Source organism: Neptunomonas phycophila, assembly GCF_001922575.1.
GTDB classification, from domain to species: Bacteria; Pseudomonadota; Gammaproteobacteria; order Pseudomonadales; family Balneatricaceae; genus Neptunomonas; species Neptunomonas phycophila.
The window spans coordinates 2,050,167-2,076,013 of sequence record NZ_MRCI01000001.1; the positions used below are offsets into that span (position 1 = coordinate 2,050,167).

The window sequence follows — 25,847 nt, forward strand, 5'->3', positions numbered from 1 at the left end:
ACATAGCGGACCGGTCATTTGGTAGGTAATTTAAAAGTGGCGGGTAATCTAGCGATAAATGCATCACAAGGCTAGATCACCCTGCCAATTTGATCAAAACTTAATCAAACTGACATATTTAATACACAATTCAGTAGGGCAAGGCTAAAGCAATGGCATTCAACGCATCTGGACTAGAAATCGAGTGTCTGTTAACAATCATCTCACGCCCTAACGCTAACGCCCAACGCTCAGACTTAGCGCGCAGTTCAATGTCGTCAATTGAGTCTATATCCGCAATGTGAGCCAGCCCAATAGTGCGTCGGATCACTTCAGTACCGGCAAACCCAACGGTCTCACACCACACATCAGCCAAAAATGCCTGAACATAATCGGGCTGACTCATTGTCGGTTCGTCTGACTTTTCGGCTACGAGGTCTGTAAAGCGTTTATGAAAAGCAGACCAGCAATTAACAATCTCACCTAACAAAAATGCCTGATAATCATCTCGTTCGTTTTTGGGGCCTGCAAGACCAAACTGCCCTGCGTAATTCAGCAAAACATTACCAATGATCGATCCAATATCAAACGCCATGGGGCCATAAAAGGCGAATTCAGGGTCAATGACTTTAGTACTATCAGCCCGAACAAAAACAGAGCCCGCATGTAGATCACCATGAACCAGAGCCTCTGGGCAGTTCATAAACTGACGCTTTAGCTTGGTCACTTCTATCTTAAGCGCTTTATCATTCCACAAGCCCTGAGCAGCTTCTAATACCGGTGGGCTAATGCTGTTGCGTTCATGGTCGCAATACGGATCCCAAAAAAACAGATCTTCAGTAATTTTGCATAAGCCAGGATTAATATAGTTGGCTACAGCGCGTTTTTTAGTCTCGTAATCCAGATAAAAATCAGACGTATGGAATAAGGTTTCAGCTAAAAACAGGCCTAAATGCTCACCTAATGATGGCAATGGGTGCCGCTCAATAAAGGCAAAACGCAGGTTCTCGTGATCGCCAATATCTTCCATGGCAAACGCCGACTCTTCAGCAGAGAACGCATACATTTTAGGCACAAAATTAGGCGCCCACATCGCTTCTGTTTGAAGAACTTGCGCCTCAATACGGATACGATCAATGGAAAGCGGCCAATCAGTGCCAATAATTCGAATGTAAGGCAATGCTTGTTTCACAATGACACTGCCCTCATTGCCTTTTACCCGATAAATGTAATTGATATTGCCGTCGCCAATCTCTTCGACGTGCAGAGGCTCATCAGCGGTAAATTGATCAGTATGCGCACGCACAAACGCGACAACTGCCGCATCATCTTCAAATTTTGAATACGTCATGATGAAAATCCAATCCCAGCGCCCACGTCAACGTAAATGAGCACTCTGTTATTTTTAAATTGTTATAGTGCCCAATTAAGACATAGTGGGGCAGCTTAAAGCATCATTATAGTGAAAAACTAAAGCTTGCCCTACGCTAAGGCGCACCATATTGATTTACAAACCGACAAAATGGCGCACTCTAGTGCATAAAAACACTTATGTACTCAGTTTTTGTACATTTACAAATTTCGAAAACAAACATAACTCCATGATATTAAATGACTTTATAAAAAATGGAATTTAAATTGCTTAATCTACAGGGTCGGTAACCTAGTGGTTACGAGACATACAATCTGATTAATAGAGCGCTAGGGTTCCGATTATATCCCCAACATTGAAAATAATGTGGGATTAATGCCTGGTCCAAGAGCACTCGACCTTTCTTGCAAAGGTTACACGGCGGGACAAAAGCCCGGGAGATTCATTTGGCAAAATGCCATGTGTATTCAACGTGTTATCTACAAGAGAGGCTCTGCATGACACAACTTAGATCATTCGCAATACCGCTCCTACTTCCCCCAACACGCCTTGCCGTGAGCACACATTTTATAGTGCTTTTTTCTATTTTTGCTGCGGTAAGCGGCTCGACCCGTTGAAGGAACTTACTATGTCTAATTCAATAGATTCGTCACGCCCTAATCCCTCACTGATACGTTCAATGGACTACAGCACAGATATCCCCGGTGCGAGCCATTGGTCCTTGCGTATGCGTAAAGGAACCATCATGCGGCTAACCGACACGCAAGGTGGCGCAAATGTTGGCATGTTATTTTATAACCCTGAGAACCTGTTAGAGCGTTATAACGCGCCTGACAGCCTCAAGTGCCAACATACTTTCAAACTTACCCAAGGGCACTGTCTTTACTCAGATATGGGTCGTATTTTTGCATCGATTATTGAAGATACTCACGGCTGGCACGACACCGTATGCGGTAATAGCCATGCGAACCATATTAAGCGCTGGGGTGTTAGGGATTACCAAAGCAACCGTAACGACTGGATGCAAAATGGCCATGATGCCTTCCTCGTTGAACTAGCAAAATATGGCCTGGGGCAAGCAGACCTAGCCGCCAACGTTAACTGGTTTAGCCAAATCGTGACCGATGAAACCGGCAAGATGCAATTAGCCCCCAGCAAAGCCGCTGGAGCCCAGCTGACTTTACGATTTGAAATGGACACACTCGTCATTTTACATACCTGCCCTCACCCCATGAACCAAGCAGACAACTACCCGCGCAAGCCAGTGCACATCCAACTAGGGGAAGCAGAACCAGTCACAACCACTGATGCATGCCTTACTGCCTGCGATGAAAACCGTCGTGGCTTCCAAAACAATGCGCTTTACCACTTAGGCCGATAAGGAGCTCAAAAATGTCAGTTATTGCTAGCGACTTACTCATAGACAACGCACGTTACACCCAATCAATAAAAGCGGGTAATTACTACCTAGGCACGATTAAAGCGGGGCAAACCTTTCGCATAGTAGACCTAGAGGGTAACCAAGCGGCTGATACACTGTTTTTCAACGCTAACGACCCTTCCGAACGCTACAGCGCCATGGATACCATTCGCGAGCAAAGCAATGTGTACCTCACTACCGGATCAGAGCTGCGCTCTAACTTAAACAATGTCCTACTCCGCATTGTTGCGGATACGTGTGGTCGACATGACACGCTGGGTGGTGCCTGTGCTACCGAGAGTAATACCGTGCGCTACGATTTGGAAAAACGCTGTATGCACGCCTGCCGTGATAGTTGGATGTTAGCTATTGCCGAACACCCTGAATATGGGCTGCACAAACGAGATATTAGTCACAACATTAACTTTTTCATGAATGTACCCGTGACTCCTGAAGGTGGTTTAACGTTTGAGGACGGGATCTCGGCGCCCGGTAAATATGTAGAGTTAACAGCCGTAATGGATGTCATTGTGCTGATTTCAAACTGCCCTCAACTCAACAACCCATGCAATGGCTATAACCCTACACCAGTCCAAATTGCTGTGTGGGACTAAGCCAAGGTCAAAACATAGGTAAGCCAAGTCAAACAGATCATCGCTGCATGGACGACCCTGCAGTGTACAACACACCGGGACGGCCCGGATCAGGTGAACAATGTTTACTAAAATACTGATCGCGAACCGTGGTGCTATTGCCACCCGTATCATTCGCACACTCAAAGCCATGCAAATTACTAGTGTTGCTGTTTATGCCGAGTGTGACGCGGATAGTTTGCATGTACAGCAGGCAGACGAGGCCTACTCCCTAGGCGAAGGTTCTGCAGCGGATACGTATTTAAACCAAGATAAAATTTTTGACATCGCCCGGCGATCAAAAGCGCAAGCGATTCACCCTGGATATGGATTCCTCAGTGAGAACGCCGGCTTTGTCGAAGCATGTGAAGCCAACAACCTATGCTTTATAGGGCCCAAACCCGAGCAGATTCGCAAGTTTGGCCTTAAACACGAAGCACGAGCTCTCGCGATCAATGCAAACGTTCCATTATTACCCGGTACAGAATTATTAGCTGATATCGAAGAAGCTACAACAGCAGCTGAGCATATTGGTTACCCCGTAATGCTCAAAACTACAGCAGGCGGCGGTGGTATTGGTATGCAGCTGTGCCACAGCAGCGACGAGCTTGTTCGCGCATTTGATTCGATCAAGCGGTTAGGTGCTAATAACTTTTCTGATGATGGCGTCTTTCTTGAAAAATTTATCGCAAAAGCGCGTCACATTGAAGTACAGATGTTTGGCGATGGTGAGGGGGGCGCACTAGCGATTGGCGAACGAGATTGTTCTAGTCAGCGCCGCAACCAAAAAGTGGTTGAAGAATGCCCAGCTCCTAACTTACCAGCCAGCGTTGCCAAACAGTTACATGAGACCGCTGAGTCTTTGTTCCGACATGCCCACTATCGCGGCGCAGGAACCGTCGAATTCATCGTGGATGCCGACACAAATGCGTTTTACTTTTTAGAGGTCAACACTCGCCTGCAAGTGGAGCACGGCGTAACCGAAATGGTTTATGAGATCGACCTCGTCGAATGGATGGTAAAACTAGCCGCAAACGAATTACGGGATATAGAGCGTTTACGCCCACAATTATCGCCGTCAGGCCATGCAATCCAAGTTCGCGTTTATGCTGAAGATCCCTACAAAAACTTCCAACCCAGTGCCGATAAACTAACCCAAGTAGAGTTTCCTTGCGGTGAGGGTATCCGTATTGACCATTGGATTGAGGCGGGTATTGAAATACCACCGTATTTTGATCCTATGCTGGCGAAAATTATTGTACATGCTGACGACCGCCCTAAAGCACTTTCGCGTTTATCCAATACACTTGCCAGCACTCATATTTATGGCTGCGTCACCAACATTAGTTACTTAAGCGCCTTGGCAGTTGATCCAACCTTAACGCAAGGTAAGGTGACTACACGCTACCTCAACGACTTCCGTTTTACACCTAGCCGTATTGATGTGCTTCAAGGAGGCACACAAACGACCATCCAAGATGTACCCGGAAGACGAGGTTACTGGGACGTTGGTGTTCCGCCCTCAGGTCCATTTGATACACGATCATTCAGGCTAGCCAATCGTTTACTCAACAACACAGAAAATAGTGCTGGTCTCGAAATTGCCGTTCAAGGTCCACAGCTGTTGTTTAGCACAGAGACGACCATTGCCATCACGGGTGCTCAGATTAGCGCCGAACTGGATGGTAAGGCTGTGCCTATGTGGCAAACCGTACCAGTGCAGGCCGGACAAACACTCACGCTTGGGCGTATAAAGGAGCAAGGAGCACGGGCCTATTTAGCGGTTAAAGGCGGAATCGACTGTCCCGAATACTTGGGGTCACGTTCCACATTTACCCTAGGCCAATTTGGTGGCCATAACGGCAGATCCTTGCGAGCTGGAGATGTGCTCTCAATGGATGAGTCTTGCTGCCAACAAACCACACCAGACAGAGTAAGCCCAGAAGCACTCTATTCTGAGTTACTCCCTTCCAGTCAAGAAGCACCCTGGACTATACGCGTTATATACGGGCCTCATGGAGCCCCCGACTTCTTTACCGAAGAAGATATCACCACCTTCTTGGCGCATGAGTGGGAGGTCCATTACAACTCCAGCCGCACAGGCGTGCGTTTGATCGGCCCCAAACCTGACTGGGCTCGTAAAGATGGCGGAGAAGCCGGCCTGCATCCGTCTAATATCCATGACAATGCTTACGCCTTTGGAACCATCGACTTCACAGGCGATATGCCTGTTATTTTAGGCCCCGACGGCCCTTCACTCGGTGGGTTTGTTTGCCCGGCTACCGTCATCACAGCCGATTTATGGAAACTGGGTCAGCTCAAAGCCGGAGATAAAATAGCCTTTCACCCTGTCAGTATCGAAGAAGCCGTCCAATTAGAAGCGACGCAAAATCAAGCGATTGAAAGCCTAACACCCATAGTTAGTCACTATAAAACGGCTGATATTCGCTCACCTATCGTAGCGCACTTGTCCGCCGATCGTGTCGGTGACGATGTCGTTTACCGCACCGCTGGCGATCATTTTTTACTTGTCGAATATGGAGACAAAGTACTTGATATCCGTTTGCGGTTTAGAGCGCATGCCCTCATGCAATGGCTTCAGCAAAACCCCTTAACAGGCATGGCCGAGCTCACCCCGGGTATCCGCTCATTACAAATACATTATGACAGCCAGCAACTCAGCTTATCGGATTTGTTAACTCACCTTCAAACAGGCGAGCTTGCACTATACGCACAACTTACCGAACTATCGGTGCCTTCTCGCATAGTACACATTCCCTTATCTTGGGATGATGATGCTTGTCGTCTGGCGATAGAAAAGTATGATCAATCCGTACGCAAAAACGCGCCATGGAGCCCAAGTAATTTAGAGTTCATCCGCCGAATTAACGGGTTAGATAGCATTGAGGATGTTAAATCTATTGTTTATGACGCCTCATACCTAGTTATGGGACTAGGCGATGTTTATTTAGGCGCGCCTGTAGCCACACCGGTCGACCCTCGCCACCGCCTAGTGACTACAAAATACAACCCGGCTCGTACCTGGACTGCCGAAAACTCTGTGGGTATTGGCGGCTCATATATGTGTGTATACGGTATGGAAGGCCCCGGAGGATATCAGTTTGTTGGACGGACACTGCAAATGTGGAACCGTTTTAAACAAACTAAAGAATTTGAACAGCCTTGGTTATTGCGCTTTTTTGATCAAATCCGATTCTATGAAGTATCGCATGACGAGCTTACTCAAATACGCAAGGACTTCCCGCAAGGCCGTTACCCCCTTCGCATTGAAGAGACTTGCTTTAGTTTATCTGAATACGAGGCTTTCTTAGCTGACAACACAGCCGCTACCGAACAATTCACAGAACAACGCCAACAAGCCTTTAGTGACGAGCTTGCACGCTGGCATCGCGATGGGCAGTTTAATTACACCGCGCAAGAACAAACAATCCAACAGACAGAAGCACAATGGCCTGAATCCAGTACCGTTATCGACTCCCCTGTATCAGGGAGCGTGTGGCAATCCAGTGTCACAGTGGGTGACACCGTTAGCGCAGGCCAAGAACTACTCATACTCGAATCCATGAAAATGGAAATCCCCATTTATGCGCCAACGGCAGGCACTGTTACTCACGTTTTAGTCTCTTCTGGCCAACAAATGCAGGCAGGGCACGCTCTTATTGTTATGGAGGAATCCGCATGAACACATCCACGTCAACACAACGCCTAGGGGCGGCTAAACAGCCGATGACAATCAGCGAACTGCGCGCAGACTACCTAGCAGGTAAACAAACGCCTGAGTCGCTCATCGCTGATATTCACGCACGAGCCGCTGAAGTATCCCACTACAATATTTGGATTCATCTTCTCACCAATAGCGAGATTCAAATCTATTTAGACGCATTACAACACAAACCGATAGAGACTCATCCTCTTTGGGGGATTCCATTCGCAATAAAAGATAATATCGATTTAGCGCATATTCCGACCACAGCTGGTTGCGAAGCCTTTGCCTATACCCCCACGCAATCAGCTAAAGTGGTTCAACAACTGATTGATGCTGGCGCTATTCCAGTCGGCAAGACGAACTTAGATCAGTTCGCTACCGGCCTAAATGGCACACGATCACCTATTGGGCCTTGCCATAACAGTTTTGACCCCGCCTATGTCAGTGGAGGTTCCAGTTCTGGCTCATCCGTCGCGGTAGGTTTGGGCCTAGCAACGTTTAGCCTTGGAACGGATACCGCAGGCTCTGGACGGGTTCCGGCTTGCTTTAATAACCTCATCGGCCTGAAACCTTCTGTCGGTCTTCTTTCCGCTACGGGGATGGTACCGGCTTGCCGAAGCCTCGACTGCATGACCGTCTTCGCATACAACACAGACGATGCCAACACAGTGCTCTCGGTTGCCGAAGGTTTTGATCTTACCGATGGCTATAGCCGCGCTAATCCATACAGTAATCAAACACGACAATACGGATTAAGATCAGGCCCGCTCAAAGTGGGTATTATCCCGAAAGAACAACTTAACTTTTTTGGCAGTGATGCTTACGAAAAAGCCTATTTTGATACGATCAATACGCTCTCATCTAACGGCTTTGAACTGATAGAGATTGATTATGCACCTTTCGATGAAGCGGCTAAGCTCCTATACGAAGGCCCTTGGGTGACTGAACGCTACCTTGCCGCGCAACCCATTATTGATGAGCAGCCTGAGCAGGTATTCCCGGTAGTTCGCCAAATTATTGAACAAGGTAGCCAACCTAAAGCCACTGACTTGTTTAGCGCCGAGTACCGCCTGCATGACCTAAAGCAAGTTTGCTACGCGCAATTAAATGCATTGGATTGCCTGCTAACCCCCACAGCTGGGCGCCACTTTACTATTGAAGAAATGCTAGCCGAACCCATATTGCATAATAGCCAACTGGGTTATTACACCAACTTTATGAACCTATTGGATATGGCCTCGATTGCCGTACCGACCCAATTTACTGCCGACGGAATGCCTTTTGGTATTACATTAGTAGGCGCCGCACTCAGCGACCGTGCTTTGCTATCCATTGCAAACCGCGTACAACAGACATTCCCCTTACCCACAGGTGCTTTTAATTGTCCGCAACCGGCTTTAACACAATCAAATGTTGCTGATAGCCGTGTCATTAACGTGATGGTATGCGGCGCTCACCTTAGCGGACAACCCTTAAATTGGCAGCTTACTGAGAGAGGCGCTGTTTTATTGGAAGCAACAACAACGTCACCGAATTACAAAATGGTGGCGTTAGCAGGAGGTCCTCCATTACGTCCCGGGCTTATTTATACCGACAGCAACGATGGCGCTGCCATTGAAGTTGAGATATGGGCAATGCCGTCCGAGCAGTTTGGAAGCTTTGTGGCGGGTATTCCAGAACCCTTGGGGATAGGTAAAGTCGAACTGTTAGATGGTCGACGGGTGGCCGGCTTCATTTGCGAGCCTATCGGTACACAAGGTGCTACAGACATTACTCACTTTGGAGGCTGGAGAGCTTATTTAGCAAGCTTGTAAACCGACCTCCCTAATATGCAAAGCCAATCAAAAGCCCGACAATGATTGGCTTTGCCATAAATGAGCTGCAATTAATGCCCGCCAAGGTGAGAACTGATTGAGCCACTTTTCGGTGTCTTTTGCGCTTGGCGGCTCATCTAGCGACAAGAACGGTTGCAAATTACGTCTTACCGCAACATCTCCATGTAATGAACCATCCAGCCATGCATATCCACGAAGTAACGCATAGCTAACCGTCCACGGACCAATCCCCTTAATGGCAACTAACTTGTCTACCACACGTTGCATCTCAGTTTGGGATGATACATGGACTGGTAACAAATCGTACTCTACCACCCCCTCGCAAACGCGTATCATGGTGGCCGCTTTGTTTTGCGAGAAGCCAGAAGCTCTTAACCCGTCATGCCCTAGTAAGAGCAAATCATTGGCATCTGGATAAGCGTGCGATAGTGCCTCCCCAGTTAACGATTGACCCGCCGATATAATCATCCGGCGCCGAATACTAACAGCAGCGGCAACACTAATTTGCTGACCAATGATGGCCCAACTCAGTGCCTCAAATGGAGTTGCCGTTTGCGGCACACGCAAACCTCGTTGCCGTTGTATAAGCTCCCCTACTTGAGGGTGATCAGAAAATTTATGTTCAAACTCCCCACTCGATTGCCTTAGTCCTAGCATATGAATAGCTAGATGCTCGATCGGCTCATTCTCCAATGCCCCCTTATTTACAAGCGGGCCACTCCCAGCGACCTTAGCGCTAACCTGTACCGTCTTATTACCAAACATAAAAGTTAACACTACCGGCTTAGCGTTGAGCATGATTGCCTTTTGCAAAGTGCGCTCAGTGATCTGCTCGGAGACAATAGCGTTATCGCGTCGGTGAAAAGATAAAAATGCATCAACAGAAAAATTATCAGGTAGCTCAATGTGTACTGTCATTCGAATAACCACCAAAAAGCCGTACTCTAGGTGACCTTAGCTATTTGCTTTTTTAAAGCGAACGCTAAGCAACTGAAGACTAGATTACACTGTTCCAATCTCACTGCATCAAATCATTTCCCATTCTGAAACTTCTAGCACAAAATACGCTTCTTACATGATGCCTGATCGTGTTCGTAACGATCGATAACAGGACTTAACGACATTGGACACATCAATCACTCATTCGACACCACCTAAGGCAGGACTTGTGTGGGTTGTTATTGCGCTTGCTTTGGGTACATTTGCGCTGGGTACGACAGAGTTCGCATCCATGACAATGGTGCCATACATTGCCGAAAACCTAGGGGTTGGTGTTGAGCATGTTAGTTATGCTATCAGTGCTTATGCCTTAGGCGTGGTGGTTGGTTCACCTATTATAATGGTGATGACCGTAAGGGTTAGGCGCCGCAAATTACTTCTTATACTTACAGCCGCTATGGCGGTTGCCAACGGTTTAAGTGCCCTATCACCATCGTTGGGGTGGTTAGTGTTTTTTCGCTTCCTCAGTGGTTTATCTCACGGAGCCTACTTTGGCACAGCTATGCTGCTTGCCGCGTCTCTGGTCCCCTCGACAATGAAAGCACGTGTTATGTCGCAGGTATTTTTAGGGTTGACCATTGCCACTATCGCCGGTGTTCCTTTAGCCACCTGGATGGGACAAAACATTGGCTGGCGTTGGAGTTTCGTTATGGTCACGTTACTTTTTATCATGGCAGCCATCATGATTTATGTCTTTGCGCCTAACCCACCCGCTAAAGAAGGCGCTAGTCCGTTAAAAGAACTAGAAACGCTCAAAAGCCGCGAAGTGTGGTACACCCTAGGTATAGCTGCCATTGGCGGTGGCGGCCTTTTTTGTGTTTATACCTATCTTTCAGAAACACTAAGACAAGTAACCCACGCTCCGGCAGCCTGGATACCTATTATGATGGTCATCTTTGGTTTGGGTTCAACCATCGGTAATTTAGTCAGTGGCTGGGCGGCCGATAAGTCCACAATGAAAGCGGCACTGTTCATACTTATTTTTTCTGCCATTGTACTGGCTATCTACCCCAGCGCAGCGGGCAGCCTACTCACACTAGTGCCGGTCGTTTTTCTGATTGGTTGCAGCATAGGCCTTGCCGCCATTATCCAACCTCGCCTCATGGATATCGCGCCCGAAGGTCAAGCTATGGCGGGTGCACTCGTACAATGTGCTTTTAACTTAGCTAACGCCATTGGCCCTTGGGCGGGTAGCTTAGTGATCACAGCGGGATTCAGTATTGCTGATACAGGCTATGCCGCATCATTTCTCAGTGTATGTGGATTGGTGATGTGGTGGCTGGCGATGCGAGAAGGCAAGAAAAAAGCGCTGTAGCCGGAACGTTAATACACGCCACAAGGTTAGCAAAAGCCGCTCGGCACAATAATGTGGTAAAACACCGCTCACGCAAGTAATCTGCGTGAGCGATTGACTAACTTATGCTATCGCTGCGCATTGATGCTCAACGCCATTGCTTCTGCTACTTTAATGCCATCTATTGCCGCCGACATGATCCCACCAGCATAACCGGCGCCCTCTCCTGCCGGAAATAAACCTTTTGTACTTATGCTCTGGAAGTCTGGGCCTCGCTTAATACAAATAGGCGCTGACGTTCGCGTTTCAACGCCAGTTAACAGCGCATCGTCCAGTGCAAAGCCTTTTATTTTACGGTTAAATGCGGGTATCGCTTCGCGTATAGCGTCAATACAAAAATCAGGTAACGCGTGAGACAAGTCGGTTAATTTAATGCCCGGCTTAAATGAAGGCTCCACCGTACCAAGTGCTTCAGAAGATACCCCTTTAAGAAAGTCCCCTACTTTTTGGGCTGGGGCATCATAGTTTTCACCACCTAACCGATAGGCGTTGCTTTCTAACTGACGCTGGAACTCAATACCCGCCAGAGGGCCGCCCGGGTAGTCCGTTGGGTCTATGCCAACAACAATGGCGCTGTTCGCATTACGCTCCGCTCGCGAGTACTGACTCATGCCATTAGTGACTACACGGTTCTCCTCTGATGTGGCCGCCACTACCGTGCCTCCAGGACACATACAGAAACTATAAACTGAACGACCACCTTTACAATGGTGTACTAGCTTATAATCAGCAGCCCCTAAAATCTCATTACCTGCATTAGGTCCAAAACGGGCTTCGTCAATTAGTGATTGCTGGTGCTCAATACGGAAGCCAACCGAAAACGGCTTCGCTTCGATGTATACGTCCTTTGCATGCAGCATTTCGAAGGTATCACGCGCACTGTGGCCAATGGCTAGAGCAACATGGCTCGATTTAATGACCTCACCATTTGCTAACACCACACCTGAAATTTTTCCGTCCTCGATTTGGATATCATCAACACGTGCACTAAAGCGTATCTCACCACCGAGTTCGATAATACGGGCGCGCATTTTCTCTACCATAGAAACTAAACGAAAAGTGCCTATGTGTGGTTTACTCACAAACAGGATCTCTTCGGGCGCTCCGGCTTCTACAAACTCATGCAGTACTTTACGGCTATAGTGGTTGGGATCTTTTACTTGGCTGTATAGCTTACCGTCAGAGAAAGTACCGGCACCGCCTTCACCAAATTGTACGTTGGATTCAGTATTCAGTATCTTTTTGCGCCAGAAGCCAAATGTATCTTTAGTGCGCTCGCGCACTTCTTTACCACGGTCGAGAATAATCGGCTTGTAACCCATTTGAGCCAAAACCAAGCCAGCTAGCAAACCACAAGGGCCAAAACCTATAACAATAGGACGCTCTTCCAGTTGTTTTGGTGCTTGTGCAACAAACTTGTAGCTCATGTCGGGTGTGGGTTTAACTAACTGATGATCTGCAAATTTTTCGAGCAAGCTCTCATTTTTGGTCGTTTCTACATCCAATGTGTAGATAAGAATAATATTTGTTTTTTTACGGGCATCATAACCACGCCGGTGTATGTGGTAACTGATGAGTTCGTGGTCATTAATCGATAAAAACGCAAGCACCGCAGAGCGTATAGCAGACTCATCGTGATCTAAGGGTAGTTGAATATTTGTAAGGCGTATCATGTTGGCTTCCACACACGCGGCGCTAGTTTCGTAAAATTAGACCGAGGGTTACTTAGTTATAGTAAAGGCCGCATTTTACTGACTTATCAGCGCGGTGTCCCTGTTAGCAACAAAAACACCTAAATTGTTGTGAACTGTTCTGCTCATAACGAAGCAATCTGTATCTACTCATCCCTGCCACGCAATGCTAATGTGCGCCCCTTTGGTTTGTTCCACGGAGCGGTCGTTGTGTTTGAAATTGTATTTTTATTTGTTGCAGGCTTTTTAGGCGGCATTCTTAACTCCATTGCCGGTGGAGGTAGTTTTATTACCTTCCCAGCCCTTATTTTTATGGGGATCCCCCCTGTCAGCGCAAACGCCACCAATACTTTTGCGTCATCGGCTGGTTATTTAAGCGGTACGTTTGCTTTGCGCCAAGAGCTGATAGAGCACAAAGCGGAACTTCCTAAAATCTTAGTACTGAGTTTGATTGGCGGACTAGCAGGCGCGTATTTACTGCTGCACACCTCTGATGCAACCTTCAGACAAGCGATACCATGGCTATTATTATTTGCGACAGTGATGTTTATTTGGGGGGGCGATGTAAACCGTTGGCTCAAACATACCGCCTCGCATCATAAACATGCATCCGCATTGGGTGGTTTTTTATTAAGTTTGTTATTAATTGGCGTATCCACATACGGCGGTTTTTTTAATGCCGGTTTAGGCATTATAAGCCTAAGCTATTTAGCCTTAGCGGGTTATACCAACATTAACGCAATGAACGGAATCAAGTTATTGGTTTCATCAGCGGTATCAATCATTGCGGTAGCATTATTTATCTGGGACGGCGTCATCGCTTGGTACGCGGGTACGCTAGTGCTACTGGGGACGCTCACGGGGGGATATTTTGCAGCACATCTATCTCGTCGTTTGCCACAAAAAGGGGTTCGCGCTTTTGTCATTGTGGCGAGTGTCGCTACAACCCTGTATTTCTTCTACGATGTGTACCTAGCCAGCCAGTAAAGTCACACCCAACATTTGAGAAGAGCCGAACTGAGCTCTTCTCAAACTTTTCAAAGCAATTACAGCGTTTTGTTCTTCCAAGCGAGGCTGTAAAGGTCTGTCCGGCGATCTTTCAAATTATTAACTGACCCTTCACTGCGTACCAGTTTTAGCTTATCCAAATCGAGGTCGCTAAACATGATCATTTCCGTGTTGGGTGTTGTTTCCGCCATGACAGCATCATGCGGGAAGGAGAAATCCGATGGGGAGAACACCGCCGCTTGCGAGTACTGAACATCCAAATTTTCAACTTGAGGGAGGTTTCCGCAGCTACCACAAATAACCACATAGCACTCGTTTTCAATTGCGCGCGCTTGAGCACAATGGCGCACGCGTAAATACCCATTTTTTGTGTCTGTCCAAAACGGTACAAACAATATGTCCATATCTTGCTCAGCCAAGATACGGCCCAGTTCAGGGAATTCGACATCATAGCAAATCAATATTCCCACTCGGCCCGCATCAGTATCAAATACCCTAACTTCATTACCGCCCTGAATAACCCAGTCACGACGTTCATGCGGTGTAATATGAATCTTACTTTGCACCTCAATGGTGCCATCTCGACGGCACAAGTAACTCACGTTATACAGTTGATCATCTTCTACTAACGGCAACGACCCTGTAATCACATTAATGTTATAGCTCACAGCCATTTGAGACATTTCGTTTTTAAATAACTCAGTAAAACTAGCCACAAAACGAATGGCTTCTGTTTGGTTGCGCTGATCTGGGCTCAAGCCCATTAATGGTGCATTGAAAAACTCGGGAAACAAAGCAAAGTCGCTTTTATAACTTGAAAGCGCATCAATAAAATACTCAACCTGTTTGAGCATTTCTTCAACAGACTCCACTTCTCGCATTTGCCATTGAATAGCACCAATACGTATAAGCGTTTTACGGGATTCAAGAACACTGCCTTCTGGCTCAAAGAAGATATTCCGCCACTCTAATAGCGTTGCATACCCCTGAGATTTTTCATCTTCAGGTAGGTATTGTTTCAATAACCGTGTTACCTGAAAGTCATTTGATAACTGAAAAGTTAGAATAGGATCATAAATTCGCTTGTGGTCAACCGCTTCGATATATTCAACTGGCGTCATTTCGTCTGCATACTGGTAATAATTGGGTATGCGCCCACCCGCCAGAATGGCGCGCAAGTTATGTTGACGACATAGCTCTTTACGCGCTTCATACAAACGTCGTCCTAAACGATACCCCCGATAATCCTTATGAATAAGTACATCTAGCCCGTATAACGCATCGCCATCAGGATTATTCAAAATGGTTTCTTTTGCGCTAATAAGATCATCGTATGTATGCGGGTTGCTAAAACGAAGGTAGTTTACTTGCACAGAGAGTGCTACGCCGACGATTTGGTCGTGATCCACTAAGCAAATTTGCCCCTCAGGTAAATCTTCCATCAACTTAAAGATTGTATGTTCTGGCCACGCCCCCCCAATATCGTCATAGATAGAATCCATCAACTCCTTTAGTTGAGGGTAATCTGACTTTTCAAGGTTGCGGATTTTCAGATGCAGATCTTCAAGCATGGTGTTTCCTTTAAGTAGCAATGTTAGCTTGTGACGTCAGTATAACTAGCTGCAGCGCAGCATGAATAGCTTTTTAGTCTGCTAATTAACGCCTTTGTTCAGCGACGCATGCGTAGAGACCATCCTCTTTACCTATTGATTAGCGATGGAAAAAAATACAACCGTACAGGGCTTATCATTTAGCGTTCACGTACCCAAAAGTTATTAAGCACAAAAACATGCAGAACGGGTCCAGAATTCGCTTAAGCAGAATAAGATAGCTGGTAAAAAAATCTTCATCATGTTTTTATGTCATTAAATTATCATTATTTATCAGTTAAATAGAAACTCAATGGCCTACTCTCGATGAAGTAAGCGCACCACAAATATTCATGAGAGTAAATTGGTAGCTGGTAGATTTGATACCGTTTTTAGACGGCATCACGCCTTGATAAAGTGAATGCGATACACGATAAGGAGAGCCGCCAATGATGACACATGCACTGGTCTTTACCGATCTCGACGGCACGCTTTTGGATCACCACTCTTATAGTTTTGCGCCTGCAAAACCCGCCTTGGCACAGCTGAACGAAAGGCACATCCCCGTCATTTTAAACTCCAGCAAAACGATTGCCGAAATTGAAGCAATTGCAGGTGAATTGAGCTTAGATACCGCCATAATTGCTGAAAACGGCAGTATTATCCAACAGCCCAACCACGCGGCCCCCGTTATCCTAGGCAAAGATTATGACTTTATTTGCCAAACATTAGACGAGCTAAAGCAAGCACATGACTATTTGTTTGCGGGCTTCCATGATTGGACAGACCAAGAAATATCCGATATCACGGGGTTACCTCTTGAATCCGCAGCACGCGCGGCCAAACGACAAGCGTCAGAACCACTGATTTGGAAAGACACCAAAGAAGCACTCGAACGCTTTACAACCCAACTCAACGAAAAAGGCCTCACCTTAAAACGCGGTGGGCGCTTTTGGCATGTAATGGGCGATACCGATAAGGTTAAAGCCATGCAATACCTTATCAATGAATACCAAACAACACACCAAATAAAGCCAACGGTCATTGCATTGGGTGATGGCCCCAATGATCAAGAAATGATTTCGGCAGCAGATATCGGGATTGTTATTTTAAATCCTGATGGCACGCCTCTTGCTATATCGGAACAGAGCGCAAAAGCGGAAGGTCGTCGAATTATCCGAACAAAAGAACCAGGGCCACTCGGATGGAACACCGCCATTATGATGCTTTTACAAGAATAATACGGAGAGAACCATGTCTGATTACAAACAAACCGGATCCATTACAACGCTTCATCGTCTTCCGGGTTACGAATTAGAAAAGATAGAAAAAGAACTGCGTCGTTATTCCAAACGCAACCCAATGACCTTGTTATTACCCTCGCTGTATTCAGAATTAGAAGGTCCTGCACTAGAAAACATTATCGAAGAACTTAAGAAAGCAGACTACATCAACCAAATTGTGATTGGTCTCGACCAAGCCGATGAAGAACAATTTGAAAAAGCTAAAAAGTTTTTCGACCGTTTACCGCAAAAGAAAATGATTTTATGGAACGACGGCCCTCGCTTGCGTGCCATAGCGGACTCACTTGAAAAAGCAGGGTTAGGCCCATCAGAACCCGGCAAAGGGCGCAATGTATGGTACTGCATTGGTTACATACTAGCGGCCAATAACAGTAAAGCGGTGGCATTACACGATTGCGATATTTTAACCTATTCGCGTGATATCCCCGCTCGGCTCTTCTACCCCATTGTTAGCCCAGCATTAGACTACGAGTTTTGTAAGGGTTACTACACACGTGTTAACAGCGAAGGCAGACTCAGTGGCCGCGTAACTCGCTTATTTGTACAACCACTGATTACCTCCCTGAAAAAACTATTGGGCAACACTGATTATCTCGAATTTCTCGATGCATTCCGATATCCGCTTTCCGGGGAATTCTCGCTCAGTACAGACCTACTCAGTGCCATCCGAATCCCCAGTGATTGGGGCTTGGAGATTGGGATCTTGTCGGAAGCTTACCGCAACATGACCCCACGCCGTGTGTGTCAGGTTGATATTGCCGATAACTATGACCACAAACATCAAGACATGGGCACTTCCGACCACGACGGCGGACTATCGCGCATGACATACGAGATTGCCAAAGCTGTCTTCCGCAAGTTAGGAACAGAAGGCACCACAATGGATAGCTCGTTCTTCCGTGCATTAAAGGCAGTTTACTTGCGTGAAGCCTTAGATATGTTGGAAAAATACGATGCAGACGCCCATATCAATGGATTATCGATTGATATCAATAGTGAAACTAGCACGATTGAGTTTTTCTCAGGCAGCATTTTAGATGCAGGCGAAAAGTACCTGCATAACCCAATGGAGATACCGTTTATTCCTAACTGGAACCGTGTATTTAGCGCTTTCCCTGATCTACCTGAACAACTACTAGAGGCTGTTGAGCTAGATAACGCTTAAGTGATGAGCAGTACCGCCTAGTTAAAATCGGCGGTACTGCTTATTTAATAAGCCGTAACACGTCCTTAAATGCTGGTGAACGACAATCGCCAATCATCTCAAACAAACACATTTCCAAACTCGTGACACCCGCACCTTTAGACAGTAGCTTCGTGATTGCCATGTCCTTATTTTGCGCGGTTCGCGACGCCACGCAATCGCTGACAATCTCTACGTTGTAGCCTTTTTGTAGCAAGCTCATCGCCGTCTGATATACACAGATATGTGTCTCAATGCCGCAGATTAGCCAGCTTTTAACACCGGCTTTTTCAATCGCCTCATTAAATGCATCAGCCCCACAGCCATCAAACGTCATTTTGGGTATAGGTTGATAATCACCTAAAGCATCACTCAAGCTTGCCGTTGTAGCGCCTAACCGGCTGGGGTTTTGTTCCAACCACACAATAGGCAAGCCTAAACAATTAGCCCCTTTGGCTAAACCCGTGGCATTGGCAATCACGGATTCACTCTGATGAACAATCTCGGCCAACTTACCCTGAATATCAACAATAATTAAGCCGGTATCATTTTGCGAAAGCATGACTTCTCCTAACCTCGACCTTAAGACCGCTAAAAGCGATTAGATAATACTATTTAACAACGAGCGAAGTGGTTCAGCACCGCCCGATAAAGACAACCATAAAAAAGCGCCCACATTAATCAGCACTGTAGCCCAAAAGACTACCTGAAATGATTCCTTTTTAGTCTTATGCCGCATGGTTTGCTGGGCAACATAAGCTCCCGGCCAGCCCCCCATAAGCGCAAACAGATGGAGCGTACTTTCTGCTGTACGCCAATGTCCTCTTTCAGCGGCAGCTTTATCGCCAGCATAAATCGCCAATGAGATTAAACTTAACACCACATAGGCCGCTAAAAGCACAATAGGAGTACCCAACCAAATAACCGAAGCGGCAACCCCCACTAAAAATATTGCAGCCACAGAAAGAGCAAAATGTCCGCCAGAAGATTGAGTAGCACGATGTGTTTTTCTATTAGACTTAATCGAAACTCGTTCACCCGCTAGGAGCGCATCAGCCGCACATGGGCGGCCTCGCGCGTCAGTAGACTCCCGATAAGTAACCAACTGCCCTATCTTTGGCCGCAAACTACGATTGCTAAGCGCTTTAACATGTAAAAATATTTTACGGCCGCCCAAACAAGGTTCTACAAACCCGAAACCTTTGTCATCATCCCAAGAGACAATTTTTCCTTTAATTTGCATTCAAGCATTCTTCCCTAATTAAGTGCCGACATTTCCTTTATTGGTCTGCGTTGTGTCACGATCAATGCCAACATAGCCACGACTATGGCTGGAACCATCATTAAATTAAGCATTTCCCAACCAAACAAATTGTGCCAATAACCCGCTAAGACACTCGCTGCAGCGCTAAATGAGAAAACAATTAGATCATTAACACCTTGGACGCGCGCTTTATCAGCAGGCTCATAACACTGGGTGAGTAACGTGGTTGCACCAATGAACGTGAAGTTCCAGCCCACCCCTAACAAGATCAACGCCACCATATAAATTGAGTAACTTTGCCCCAACTGATTAATAACAATACAGGCCAAAAGCAACACACAGCCGAGTTGTATAATGGCGTAAGACCCAAATCGGGAAATAAGCTTACCCGTTAAAAACGAGGGTAAAAACATACCTAACACATGCCATTGGATAACAATGGCGGTATCACCAAATTTAAAGCCCCCTGAGTGCATCGCCAATGGCGTTGCCGTCATAATAAGCACCATAACACCATAACCAATAGCCCCAGCGGCTATGGCTCCAATCAGTGGCGGCTGTCGCAACAACTGCCCATATGAGCGTGGTGAGCTAGCGCGCTCGTCGACACTCAATGGTTTAAGCGGCAAAAAGTAAATGAGCAAGGTGGTTAGTACATACAAAACAAACAACACGGCAAAAGCTCCCAAATATTGCACATCAGGGAACAAATACTCAAACCAAATTGCCATATTAGGCCCTAAAACAGCAGCAATAACACCGGCCCCCATTATCAAACTGATTGCTTGCGGTGCTTTATGGCTAGGAGCATGCTCTGTTGCAGCAAACCGGTATTGCTGCCCAAAGCCAATAGCAATCCCTAGTAAGAAGGTGGATAAGCAAAACAGCAAAAATAGCGATTCACTAACGGCATAAAACGCTAAACCAGCTCCGATTACCCCCACTACATTACCTAGTAAAAAGCCTTTTTTACGACCTAAACGCCCCATCAATAACGCGGCGGGTAATGTACTGCTCATTAAACCCAAAAATTGTAGAGCCACAGGCACAGTTGCCAACCCCTGCGGTGCGATGCTCTGGCCTATTAAAGCAGTGACCGACACTAAAAGAATATTCCCCGTGATCAATAATGCTTGCCCTAGCGCTAGCCCCCAAACAACTATTCCTAACATGTCTTCTTTCCTTTTCCTGCTTCCGTGCACAGAGTCTGTTCAATGGTATTTATCGTCATCTATGCACTTTGTACGTCTGTAGTTTTTGGGAATTCTAGCTGCCAACAGTCATAAATACATTCGCGGAACAATGAAATGAGAGGATCATGCTGACGACGCAACGTGGTAACAAAGTTAAATTCAATTTCAGGCACCTCTCCCTCCCATACATACGCCAAACCTTCTTGCTCCAACCGAGCCGCCATGTCTTCTCGTAAAATGGATAAACCAGCGCCCGCTTTAACGAGTGCAACCATTGCCTCTTCTGTATCCACCCAGGCCAGTTGCTGCGGCGACACGGACTCGCCCGCAAATAATGCTTCGCAAATACCGTAAAAAGGACATGAATTAGAGGTATAAACCCACGGTAATTCGGCCAAGGTGGCTAGGTCAGCCTGCCCTAACTCAGGTGAGAATACTTTAGGGATCACCACCTTCAATGGTACCTGGGTTAGCACCTCAACACTCAACTCTCCACTTTTTTTAGGACCAAATGAGAAGCCCGCATCAAACTCGCCGGTGCGTAAGGGCCTTATAATTGTTGCGCTGGAGGTTTGATAAAAATGCAAATTCAATTGAGGACAGCGCGCTTTCATGGCTTGGTATAACGCCCCTGTTTTTACAAAGTCAAAGTCCGTATGGATACCAATTTTTAACTCACCGACAATTTCATCACGCAATAACAAAGCGCGTTGGTGCAGTTTATCGGCCGCCGCCAGCGTAACGCAGGCGTCATCATATAAGCGATTACCCGCCTCAGTTAAATTCATGCCTTTAGCCGAACGAACAAAGAGCTGAACTCCTAAAAACTCTTCTAATGCTTTAATTTGGGCACTAATCGCGGGTTGGCTTGTAAACAGAGCCTCGGATGCGCGGGTCAAGTTACCCAGCTCAGCTACTTTAACGAATGATTTCAGTTGATATAACTCCATCTGCCAATCCCTCATGATCAGTTGCGTGCTAGTCCTGCATTATTAAAGCACATGTAACCACAGCCTATGATCACAATTACTGAACACCCCTATAAAAAGGAACGATTAGATTTACTTTCCCCTTAGTAGCAATCTACATCCAGCACCAAGAACGACAATTCCACTAAGGAGATTTACCATGAAAGCACCACTTAACACGCTAGCCATACACAGCACGCATGCACCGCTATCCCACTCGTTGGCCGTATTCTTTACGCCACTTGCACAGCATGCTCGCACATTTATCGCGCAACGACGTCAAGACTTAACAACATGGAACCAGCGCCGTCGCACCCGCCTTGCGCTAAGAGAACTTGATAATGATGCATTAAAAGATATTGGTGTCAGCCGTGCAGAAGCACTCAATGAAGCCAACAAGCCATTTTGGAAAGGATAACCCATTGTGATTTTTACTATTGATAACGGTCAGCAGCCCAACATGACCGTTATCAACTCATAAGCTTAGACGCTGGCTTTAAGTAGCCAAACCGCTTCCGAAGACGCCACCTTCCCTTTTAAACCGCCTTCTATAGCTTGGCGCTCGACAAATGTAAGCTGATAGGTCGCTTCATAAAATTCGCGGACTTGCGATTCTTCTACCGAAAAAGGAGGTCCCGGAATAACCGTTTGATCATACTCATAAGTAATAATTAATTGCGCCGCTGCACGGCTAATATTGATAAGGTGCTCGGCATATTGACCACGTAAACTGTCATTAAGCGCCACCAAAGCAGCCCGGTCATAAATAGCATCAACCTCTCCAATGATTTCAGCGGTTAAATCAAAAAAATCACCGACAAAAATATCAATATCAGGCGCGTGATAACGCATAAAATTGCCGTGCAATGTAATATTTGGCTCAACGCCCAGCTCTTCGAATAACGCTTTAATAGCCAGCTCGCTTAACTCGGCACCCACAACCTGATAGCCAGATGCCAATAACCAAGCTATATCTCGCGTTTTACCACATAACGGGATGAATACGCGGCTACTAGGCGCTAAATTCAACTTATCAAAGTGTGCTAATAACAAGGCATTTGTATCACCTTCGTGAAAAGCAATCTCTTTACGCTCCCATTTTTGATGCCAAAAACTAGCTTCCATAACAATCTCTTATAAAAATATCCAAAGGTTTCTTTGTATAAACTAACACTCTTAACCGTTGGATTTTTACTTTTTTAAAGCCTCACCTATAGAACATTAGTCGCGATTAAACGGATTAACCTTTACCACAGGTCTATTCGCTCAGCTACGGCCTGCGCAATCGCCTTACCTAAGACCTGATGTTGATCTTCGTCTAAATGAATCCCATCTTTAACGCTGGCCTTAGTAACACTGCCCGCATTAAAAAAATAGGTATCATGTACTTTGGCAATGTTTTCTAACTCCATCGCTAAACCAGCGCCACGTTTCTCAGCCCCGTCAAACTTATCAGCAATAGCTCCCGTTGGCTTTGTAATGGGTGGAGGGGCAACGACCATAATTTCCGGTAACGGCATGCCCGGCTCAACCGGTGCTTGACGAATAATCTGAATGATTTTGCCCGTGCCTTGAGCCGATAACCAAGCAGTATTGTTGTGTGTTACTTGGAAGTCATTAGTACCCAGCATGATGACTACCAAACTCAATGGAGAGTGCATTTCGATCACTTGAGCAACACCTTGCGAACCGTCTCGGCCTTCTTTGAAAGGGTCTTCCCATGTTGTCCGGCGTCCATTGAGGCAGTTTTCAATCACACGTACATTCTTCCCAGACGAGTTCAACGCGTTTTCAAACACCCCCGGCCAGCGCTTATTAAATGCCAAGCGCTCACGAGTATCAGGAATAATGCCCCAAGTCAGGCTGTCGGAGTAGATAAGGATTTGATTCATAACGTTAAGATTCCTGTATAGCTTGAGTAGTACCCATTATTGTTATTTTTATTGTCTACATAGGAAGATAAGCATCTAATTATAAAGTTCACATTGCAACTCAAGTAGCCGCTTAAACTCAAAAGCTAAATGCGCTTTTATAAACAGGCATATGAATAACCACCCCAACATATGACAAAAAAAATCCCCACGCTGCCTTAGACAGGTGGGGATATTGGCTCGCGGGTTACACGTTAATTTATGACGTTACACCAAATCAAACCGGTCTGCGTTCATAACCTTGGTCCAGGCAGCGACAAAGTCCTTCACGAACTTCTCTTTGCTGTCATCCTGCGCATATAGTTCTGCATAAGCGCGTAAGATTGAGTTAGAACCAAACACTAAATCAACACTGGTTGCGGTCCACTTAACTTGATCCGTTTTGCGGTCGCGGATCTCATAAAGGTTTTTGCGGTACGGCTTCCATGTGTAATTCATATCAGTCAAGTTCACAAAGAAGTCATTGCTCAATGCGCCTTCACGGTCAGTAAACACACCGTGTTTAGTACCAGCGTAATTGGTGCCTATTACACGCATACCTCCAACCAATACGGTCATTTCTGGTGCGGTTAGTCCCATCAATTGAGTGCGATCAAGCAACATCTCTTCTGGGCTGACTACGTAATCACGCTTAGCCCAGTTACGGTATCCATCATGTACTGGTTCAAGTACATCGAATGATTCAATATCAGTCATCTCTTCGGTCGCATCTCCGCGTCCAGGAGAGAACGGAACGGTTATGTCAAAACCACCCGCTTTAGCCGCTTGCTCAACACCGACATTACCCGCCAACACAATAACATCCGCTACACTGGCACCCGTTTGAGCCGCTATCGCTTCAAGCACAGGCAACACCTTAGCAAGACGCTCCGGTTCATTGCCTTCCCATGCTCGTTGGAAAGCTAAGCGTATGCGCGCACCATTTGCACCACCGCGCTTATCAGAGCCACGGAATGTTCGTGCGCTATCCCACGCAGTTGACACCATTTCGCTAACGGTTAAACCGCTGGCTGCAATTTTTGCTTTTACCGCATCAACATCGTAGTCGGTATTACCTGCGGGTATTGGGTCCTGCCAAATTAGGTCTTCTTGTGGTACATCCGGGCCGATGTAGCACGCTTTAGGGCCTAAATCACGGTGAGTTAACTTAAACCACGCCCGTGCAAACACCTCTGAGAAGTAATCCGGGTTATTGTAAAACTTCTCAGCTATTTTCCGGTATTCTGGATCCATCTTCATGGCCATATCGGCATCGGTCATGATGGGGTTATGGCGGATTGATGCGTCTTCTACATCAACAGGCTTGTCTTCCTCTTTAATGTTGATTGGCTCGTACTGCCACGCACCCGCTGGGCTCTTCTTCAACTCCCATTCGTGATTAAGTAGTAACTCAAAGTATCCGTTATCCCATTGTGTCGGGTTGGTTGTCCACGCCCCTTCAATGCCACTAGTGACCGTATCGCGACCAATACCACGCGTGGTTTTATTCAACCACCCCAAGCCTTGATCTTCTAATTCAGCGCCTTCTGGCTCAGGCCCTAGGATCTCTGCACTGCCATTACCGTGGCACTTACCTACCGTATGGCCACCTGCCGTTAACGCAACAGTCTCTTCATCGTTCATGGCCATGCGTTCAAAAGTAACGCGAATATCTTGAGCCGTTTTTAGTGGGTCTGGGTTACCGTCTACCCCTTCAGGGTTTACATAAATCAATCCCATCATAACTGAAGCAAGCGGGTTCTCTAGGTCGCGCTCTCCGGAATAACGGCTACCTTCACTGCCACTAGGCGCTAACCACTCTTTCTCAGCTCCCCAGTAAATATCTTTTTCTGGATGCCAAATATCTTCGCGACCAAATGCAAACCCAAACGTTTTTAGCCCCATGGATTCATACGCAATCGTGCCTGCATAAGTAATCAAGTCTGCCCAACTTAGTTTGTTGCCGTATTTCTTTTTAATCGGCCACAACAAACGACGCGCTTTATCCGTGTTAGCGTTATCAGGCCATGAGTTTAGTGGAGCAAAACGCTGGTTACCGGTAGATGCACCACCACGACCATCAGATAAACGATACGTGCCCGCCGCATGCCAAGAAGTACGAATCATAAGGCCGCCGTAATGTCCCCAATCAGCAGGCCACCACGCTTGGCTGTCAGTCATCAAGGCGTGCATGTCTTTTTTCAATTCAGCAACGTCAAGGGATTTAACCGCTTCGCGGTAGTCAAAGTCTTCACCTAGCGGATTCGTTTTAACATCATGTTGGTGCAAGATGTCCAAATTTAATGTTTTTGGCCACCATTCGGTTACTGATTGGCTGCTTTCTGTAGCGCCACCGTGCATAACTGGGCATTTATTATTAGACATGTTGAATATCCTATCTTTCGTATGAAGTACGTTG

20 protein-coding genes and 1 riboswitch are annotated in these 25,847 nt (G+C 46.5%); of the genes, 9 read left to right on the forward strand and 11 right to left on the reverse strand.

Annotation, left to right across the window (positions count from 1 at the left end; translation table 11 throughout):
* Positions 1-130 precede the first annotated feature (130 nt).
* Positions 131-1,330: an S-methyl-5-thioribose kinase gene (mtnK, locus tag BS617_RS09275; protein ID WP_075172540.1), complete on the reverse strand. Its 1,200-nt coding sequence runs from the start codon at positions 1,328-1,330 to the stop codon at positions 131-133.
* A 339-nt stretch (positions 1,331-1,669) separates the two neighbouring features.
* Positions 1,670-1,793: riboswitch (guanidine-I (ykkC/yxkD leader) on the forward strand.
* A 186-nt stretch (positions 1,794-1,979) separates the two neighbouring features.
* Here mtnK and BS617_RS09280 point away from each other — a divergent pair.
* The 4 genes from BS617_RS09280 (at position 1,980) to atzF (ending at position 8,944) form a co-directional block, all read left to right on the forward strand.
* On the forward strand, positions 1,980-2,732 hold the full coding sequence (locus BS617_RS09280) for an urea amidolyase associated protein UAAP1 (protein ID WP_139303154.1): 753 nt from the start codon (positions 1,980-1,982) through the stop codon (positions 2,730-2,732).
* A gap of 11 nt (positions 2,733-2,743) precedes the next feature.
* A complete protein-coding gene (locus BS617_RS09285; protein ID WP_075172541.1) occupies positions 2,744-3,385 on the forward strand; it encodes an urea amidolyase associated protein UAAP2 in 642 nt (213 codons plus the stop codon).
* A gap of 100 nt (positions 3,386-3,485) precedes the next feature.
* Positions 3,486-7,106: an urea carboxylase gene (gene uca / locus BS617_RS09290; protein ID WP_075172542.1), complete on the forward strand. Its 3,621-nt coding sequence runs from the start codon at positions 3,486-3,488 to the stop codon at positions 7,104-7,106.
* Entirely contained in the window at positions 7,103-8,944 is a 1,842-nt protein-coding gene (atzF, locus tag BS617_RS09295; RefSeq protein ID WP_075172543.1) for an allophanate hydrolase, read from the forward strand. The genes uca and atzF overlap by 4 nt, the downstream gene beginning before the upstream one ends.
* Positions 8,945-8,971: 27 nt before the next feature.
* Here the strand turns inward: atzF and BS617_RS09300 are convergent, their stop codons facing one another.
* Positions 8,972-9,883, reverse strand: coding sequence for a DNA-3-methyladenine glycosylase 2 (locus tag BS617_RS09300; protein WP_075172544.1), 912 nt, complete (start codon positions 9,881-9,883; stop codon positions 8,972-8,974).
* A gap of 205 nt (positions 9,884-10,088) precedes the next feature.
* Between BS617_RS09300 and BS617_RS09305 the strand changes: the two genes are divergently transcribed.
* Positions 10,089-11,279, forward strand: a complete 1,191-nt coding sequence (locus BS617_RS09305; RefSeq protein ID WP_075172545.1) for an MFS transporter — start codon at positions 10,089-10,091, stop codon at positions 11,277-11,279.
* A gap of 107 nt (positions 11,280-11,386) precedes the next feature.
* On the opposite strand, the gene BS617_RS09310 is transcribed toward BS617_RS09305, so the two are convergent.
* Positions 11,387-12,991, reverse strand: coding sequence for an NAD(P)/FAD-dependent oxidoreductase (locus BS617_RS09310; RefSeq protein ID WP_075172546.1), 1,605 nt, complete (start codon positions 12,989-12,991; stop codon positions 11,387-11,389).
* Positions 12,992-13,219: 228 nt separating this feature from the next.
* On the opposite strand from BS617_RS09310, the gene BS617_RS09315 reads away from it, so the two are divergent.
* Positions 13,220-13,996: a sulfite exporter TauE/SafE family protein gene (locus BS617_RS09315; RefSeq protein ID WP_212667420.1), complete on the forward strand. Its 777-nt coding sequence runs from the start codon at positions 13,220-13,222 to the stop codon at positions 13,994-13,996.
* A 59-nt stretch (positions 13,997-14,055) separates the two neighbouring features.
* Here the strand turns inward: BS617_RS09315 and BS617_RS09320 are convergent, their stop codons facing one another.
* Positions 14,056-15,588 carry a carbon-nitrogen hydrolase family protein gene (locus tag BS617_RS09320; RefSeq protein WP_075172547.1) on the reverse strand — a complete coding sequence of 511 codons (1,533 nt, stop codon included), beginning with the start codon at positions 15,586-15,588 and terminating at the stop codon, positions 14,056-14,058.
* 467 nt (positions 15,589-16,055) lie between these two features.
* Between BS617_RS09320 and BS617_RS09325 the strand changes: the two genes are divergently transcribed.
* The gene (locus tag BS617_RS09325) at positions 16,056-16,847 is read left to right on the forward strand and encodes an HAD-IIB family hydrolase (RefSeq protein WP_083609982.1); all 792 of its coding nucleotides are present in this window, start codon (positions 16,056-16,058) and stop codon (positions 16,845-16,847) included.
* A gap of 13 nt (positions 16,848-16,860) precedes the next feature.
* Positions 16,861-18,075, forward strand: coding sequence for a glycosyltransferase family protein (locus tag BS617_RS09330; RefSeq protein ID WP_075172548.1), 1,215 nt, complete (start codon positions 16,861-16,863; stop codon positions 18,073-18,075).
* Between the two features lie 40 nt (positions 18,076-18,115).
* Here the strand turns inward: BS617_RS09330 and BS617_RS09335 are convergent, their stop codons facing one another.
* Genes BS617_RS09335 through BS617_RS09350 form a run of 4 tightly spaced genes read right to left on the reverse strand, consistent with a single transcriptional unit; the run spans position 18,116 to position 21,500 of the window.
* The gene (locus BS617_RS09335; RefSeq protein ID WP_075172549.1) at positions 18,116-18,655 is read right to left on the reverse strand and encodes a hydrolase; all 540 of its coding nucleotides are present in this window, start codon (positions 18,653-18,655) and stop codon (positions 18,116-18,118) included.
* A gap of 39 nt (positions 18,656-18,694) precedes the next feature.
* Complete coding sequence (locus tag BS617_RS09340) at positions 18,695-19,336, reverse strand: DUF1294 domain-containing protein (RefSeq protein WP_075172550.1); 642 nt, start codon at positions 19,334-19,336, stop codon at positions 18,695-18,697.
* 14 nt (positions 19,337-19,350) lie between these two features.
* Positions 19,351-20,529 carry an MFS transporter gene (locus BS617_RS09345; RefSeq protein ID WP_075172551.1) on the reverse strand — a complete coding sequence of 393 codons (1,179 nt, stop codon included), beginning with the start codon at positions 20,527-20,529 and terminating at the stop codon, positions 19,351-19,353.
* Between the two features lie 59 nt (positions 20,530-20,588).
* Positions 20,589-21,500 carry a LysR family transcriptional regulator gene (locus BS617_RS09350; protein ID WP_075172552.1) on the reverse strand — a complete coding sequence of 304 codons (912 nt, stop codon included), beginning with the start codon at positions 21,498-21,500 and terminating at the stop codon, positions 20,589-20,591.
* A gap of 178 nt (positions 21,501-21,678) precedes the next feature.
* Between BS617_RS09350 and BS617_RS18000 the strand changes: the two genes are divergently transcribed.
* Positions 21,679-21,936, forward strand: a complete 258-nt coding sequence (locus BS617_RS18000) for a DUF1127 domain-containing protein (RefSeq protein ID WP_083609984.1) — start codon at positions 21,679-21,681, stop codon at positions 21,934-21,936.
* 65 nt (positions 21,937-22,001) lie between these two features.
* Here the strand turns inward: BS617_RS18000 and tmpT are convergent, their stop codons facing one another.
* From tmpT to katG, 3 genes are all read right to left on the reverse strand, one after another.
* A complete protein-coding gene (gene tmpT, locus BS617_RS09360; protein ID WP_075172553.1) occupies positions 22,002-22,643 on the reverse strand; it encodes a thiopurine S-methyltransferase in 642 nt (213 codons plus the stop codon).
* Positions 22,644-22,765: 122 nt separating this feature from the next.
* Entirely contained in the window at positions 22,766-23,410 is a 645-nt protein-coding gene (locus tag BS617_RS09365; protein WP_075172554.1) for an SGNH/GDSL hydrolase family protein, read from the reverse strand.
* Positions 23,411-23,656: 246 nt separating this feature from the next.
* Positions 23,657-25,813: a catalase/peroxidase HPI gene (gene katG / locus BS617_RS09370; protein ID WP_075172555.1), complete on the reverse strand. Its 2,157-nt coding sequence runs from the start codon at positions 25,811-25,813 to the stop codon at positions 23,657-23,659.
* Positions 25,814-25,847 lie beyond the last annotated feature (34 nt).

Excerpts from the sequence above, each read along its gene's own strand:
- BS617_RS09350 (WP_075172552.1), bottom strand. The coding sequence starts at position 21,500 with ATGGAGTTATATCAACTGAAATCATTCGTTAAAGTAGCTGAGCTGGGT.
- BS617_RS09330 (WP_075172548.1), top strand. The coding sequence starts at position 16,861 with ATGTCTGATTACAAACAAACCGGATCCATTACAACGCTTCATCGTCTT.
- katG (WP_075172555.1), bottom strand. The coding sequence starts at position 25,813 with ATGTCTAATAATAAATGCCCAGTTATGCACGGTGGCGCTACAGAAAGC.
- mtnK (WP_075172540.1), bottom strand. The coding sequence starts at position 1,330 with ATGACGTATTCAAAATTTGAAGATGATGCGGCAGTTGTCGCGTTTGTG.
- tmpT (WP_075172553.1), bottom strand. The coding sequence starts at position 22,643 with ATGGAAGCTAGTTTTTGGCATCAAAAATGGGAGCGTAAAGAGATTGCT.
- BS617_RS09335 (WP_075172549.1), bottom strand. The coding sequence starts at position 18,655 with ATGCTTTCGCAAAATGATACCGGCTTAATTATTGTTGATATTCAGGGT.
- BS617_RS09325 (WP_083609982.1), top strand. The coding sequence starts at position 16,056 with ATGATGACACATGCACTGGTCTTTACCGATCTCGACGGCACGCTTTTG.
- BS617_RS18000 (WP_083609984.1), top strand. The coding sequence starts at position 21,679 with ATGAAAGCACCACTTAACACGCTAGCCATACACAGCACGCATGCACCG.
- BS617_RS09280 (WP_139303154.1), top strand. The coding sequence starts at position 1,980 with ATGTCTAATTCAATAGATTCGTCACGCCCTAATCCCTCACTGATACGT.
- BS617_RS09345 (WP_075172551.1), bottom strand. The coding sequence starts at position 20,529 with ATGTTAGGAATAGTTGTTTGGGGGCTAGCGCTAGGGCAAGCATTATTG.
- BS617_RS09340 (WP_075172550.1), bottom strand. The coding sequence starts at position 19,336 with ATGCAAATTAAAGGAAAAATTGTCTCTTGGGATGATGACAAAGGTTTC.
- BS617_RS09365 (WP_075172554.1), bottom strand. The coding sequence starts at position 23,410 with ATGAATCAAATCCTTATCTACTCCGACAGCCTGACTTGGGGCATTATT.
- atzF (WP_075172543.1), top strand. The coding sequence starts at position 7,103 with ATGAACACATCCACGTCAACACAACGCCTAGGGGCGGCTAAACAGCCG.
- uca (WP_075172542.1), top strand. The coding sequence starts at position 3,486 with ATGTTTACTAAAATACTGATCGCGAACCGTGGTGCTATTGCCACCCGT.
- BS617_RS09285 (WP_075172541.1), top strand. The coding sequence starts at position 2,744 with ATGTCAGTTATTGCTAGCGACTTACTCATAGACAACGCACGTTACACC.
- BS617_RS09300 (WP_075172544.1), bottom strand. The coding sequence starts at position 9,883 with ATGACAGTACACATTGAGCTACCTGATAATTTTTCTGTTGATGCATTT.
- BS617_RS09320 (WP_075172547.1), bottom strand. The coding sequence starts at position 15,588 with ATGCTTGAAGATCTGCATCTGAAAATCCGCAACCTTGAAAAGTCAGAT.
- BS617_RS09310 (WP_075172546.1), bottom strand. The coding sequence starts at position 12,991 with ATGATACGCCTTACAAATATTCAACTACCCTTAGATCACGATGAGTCT.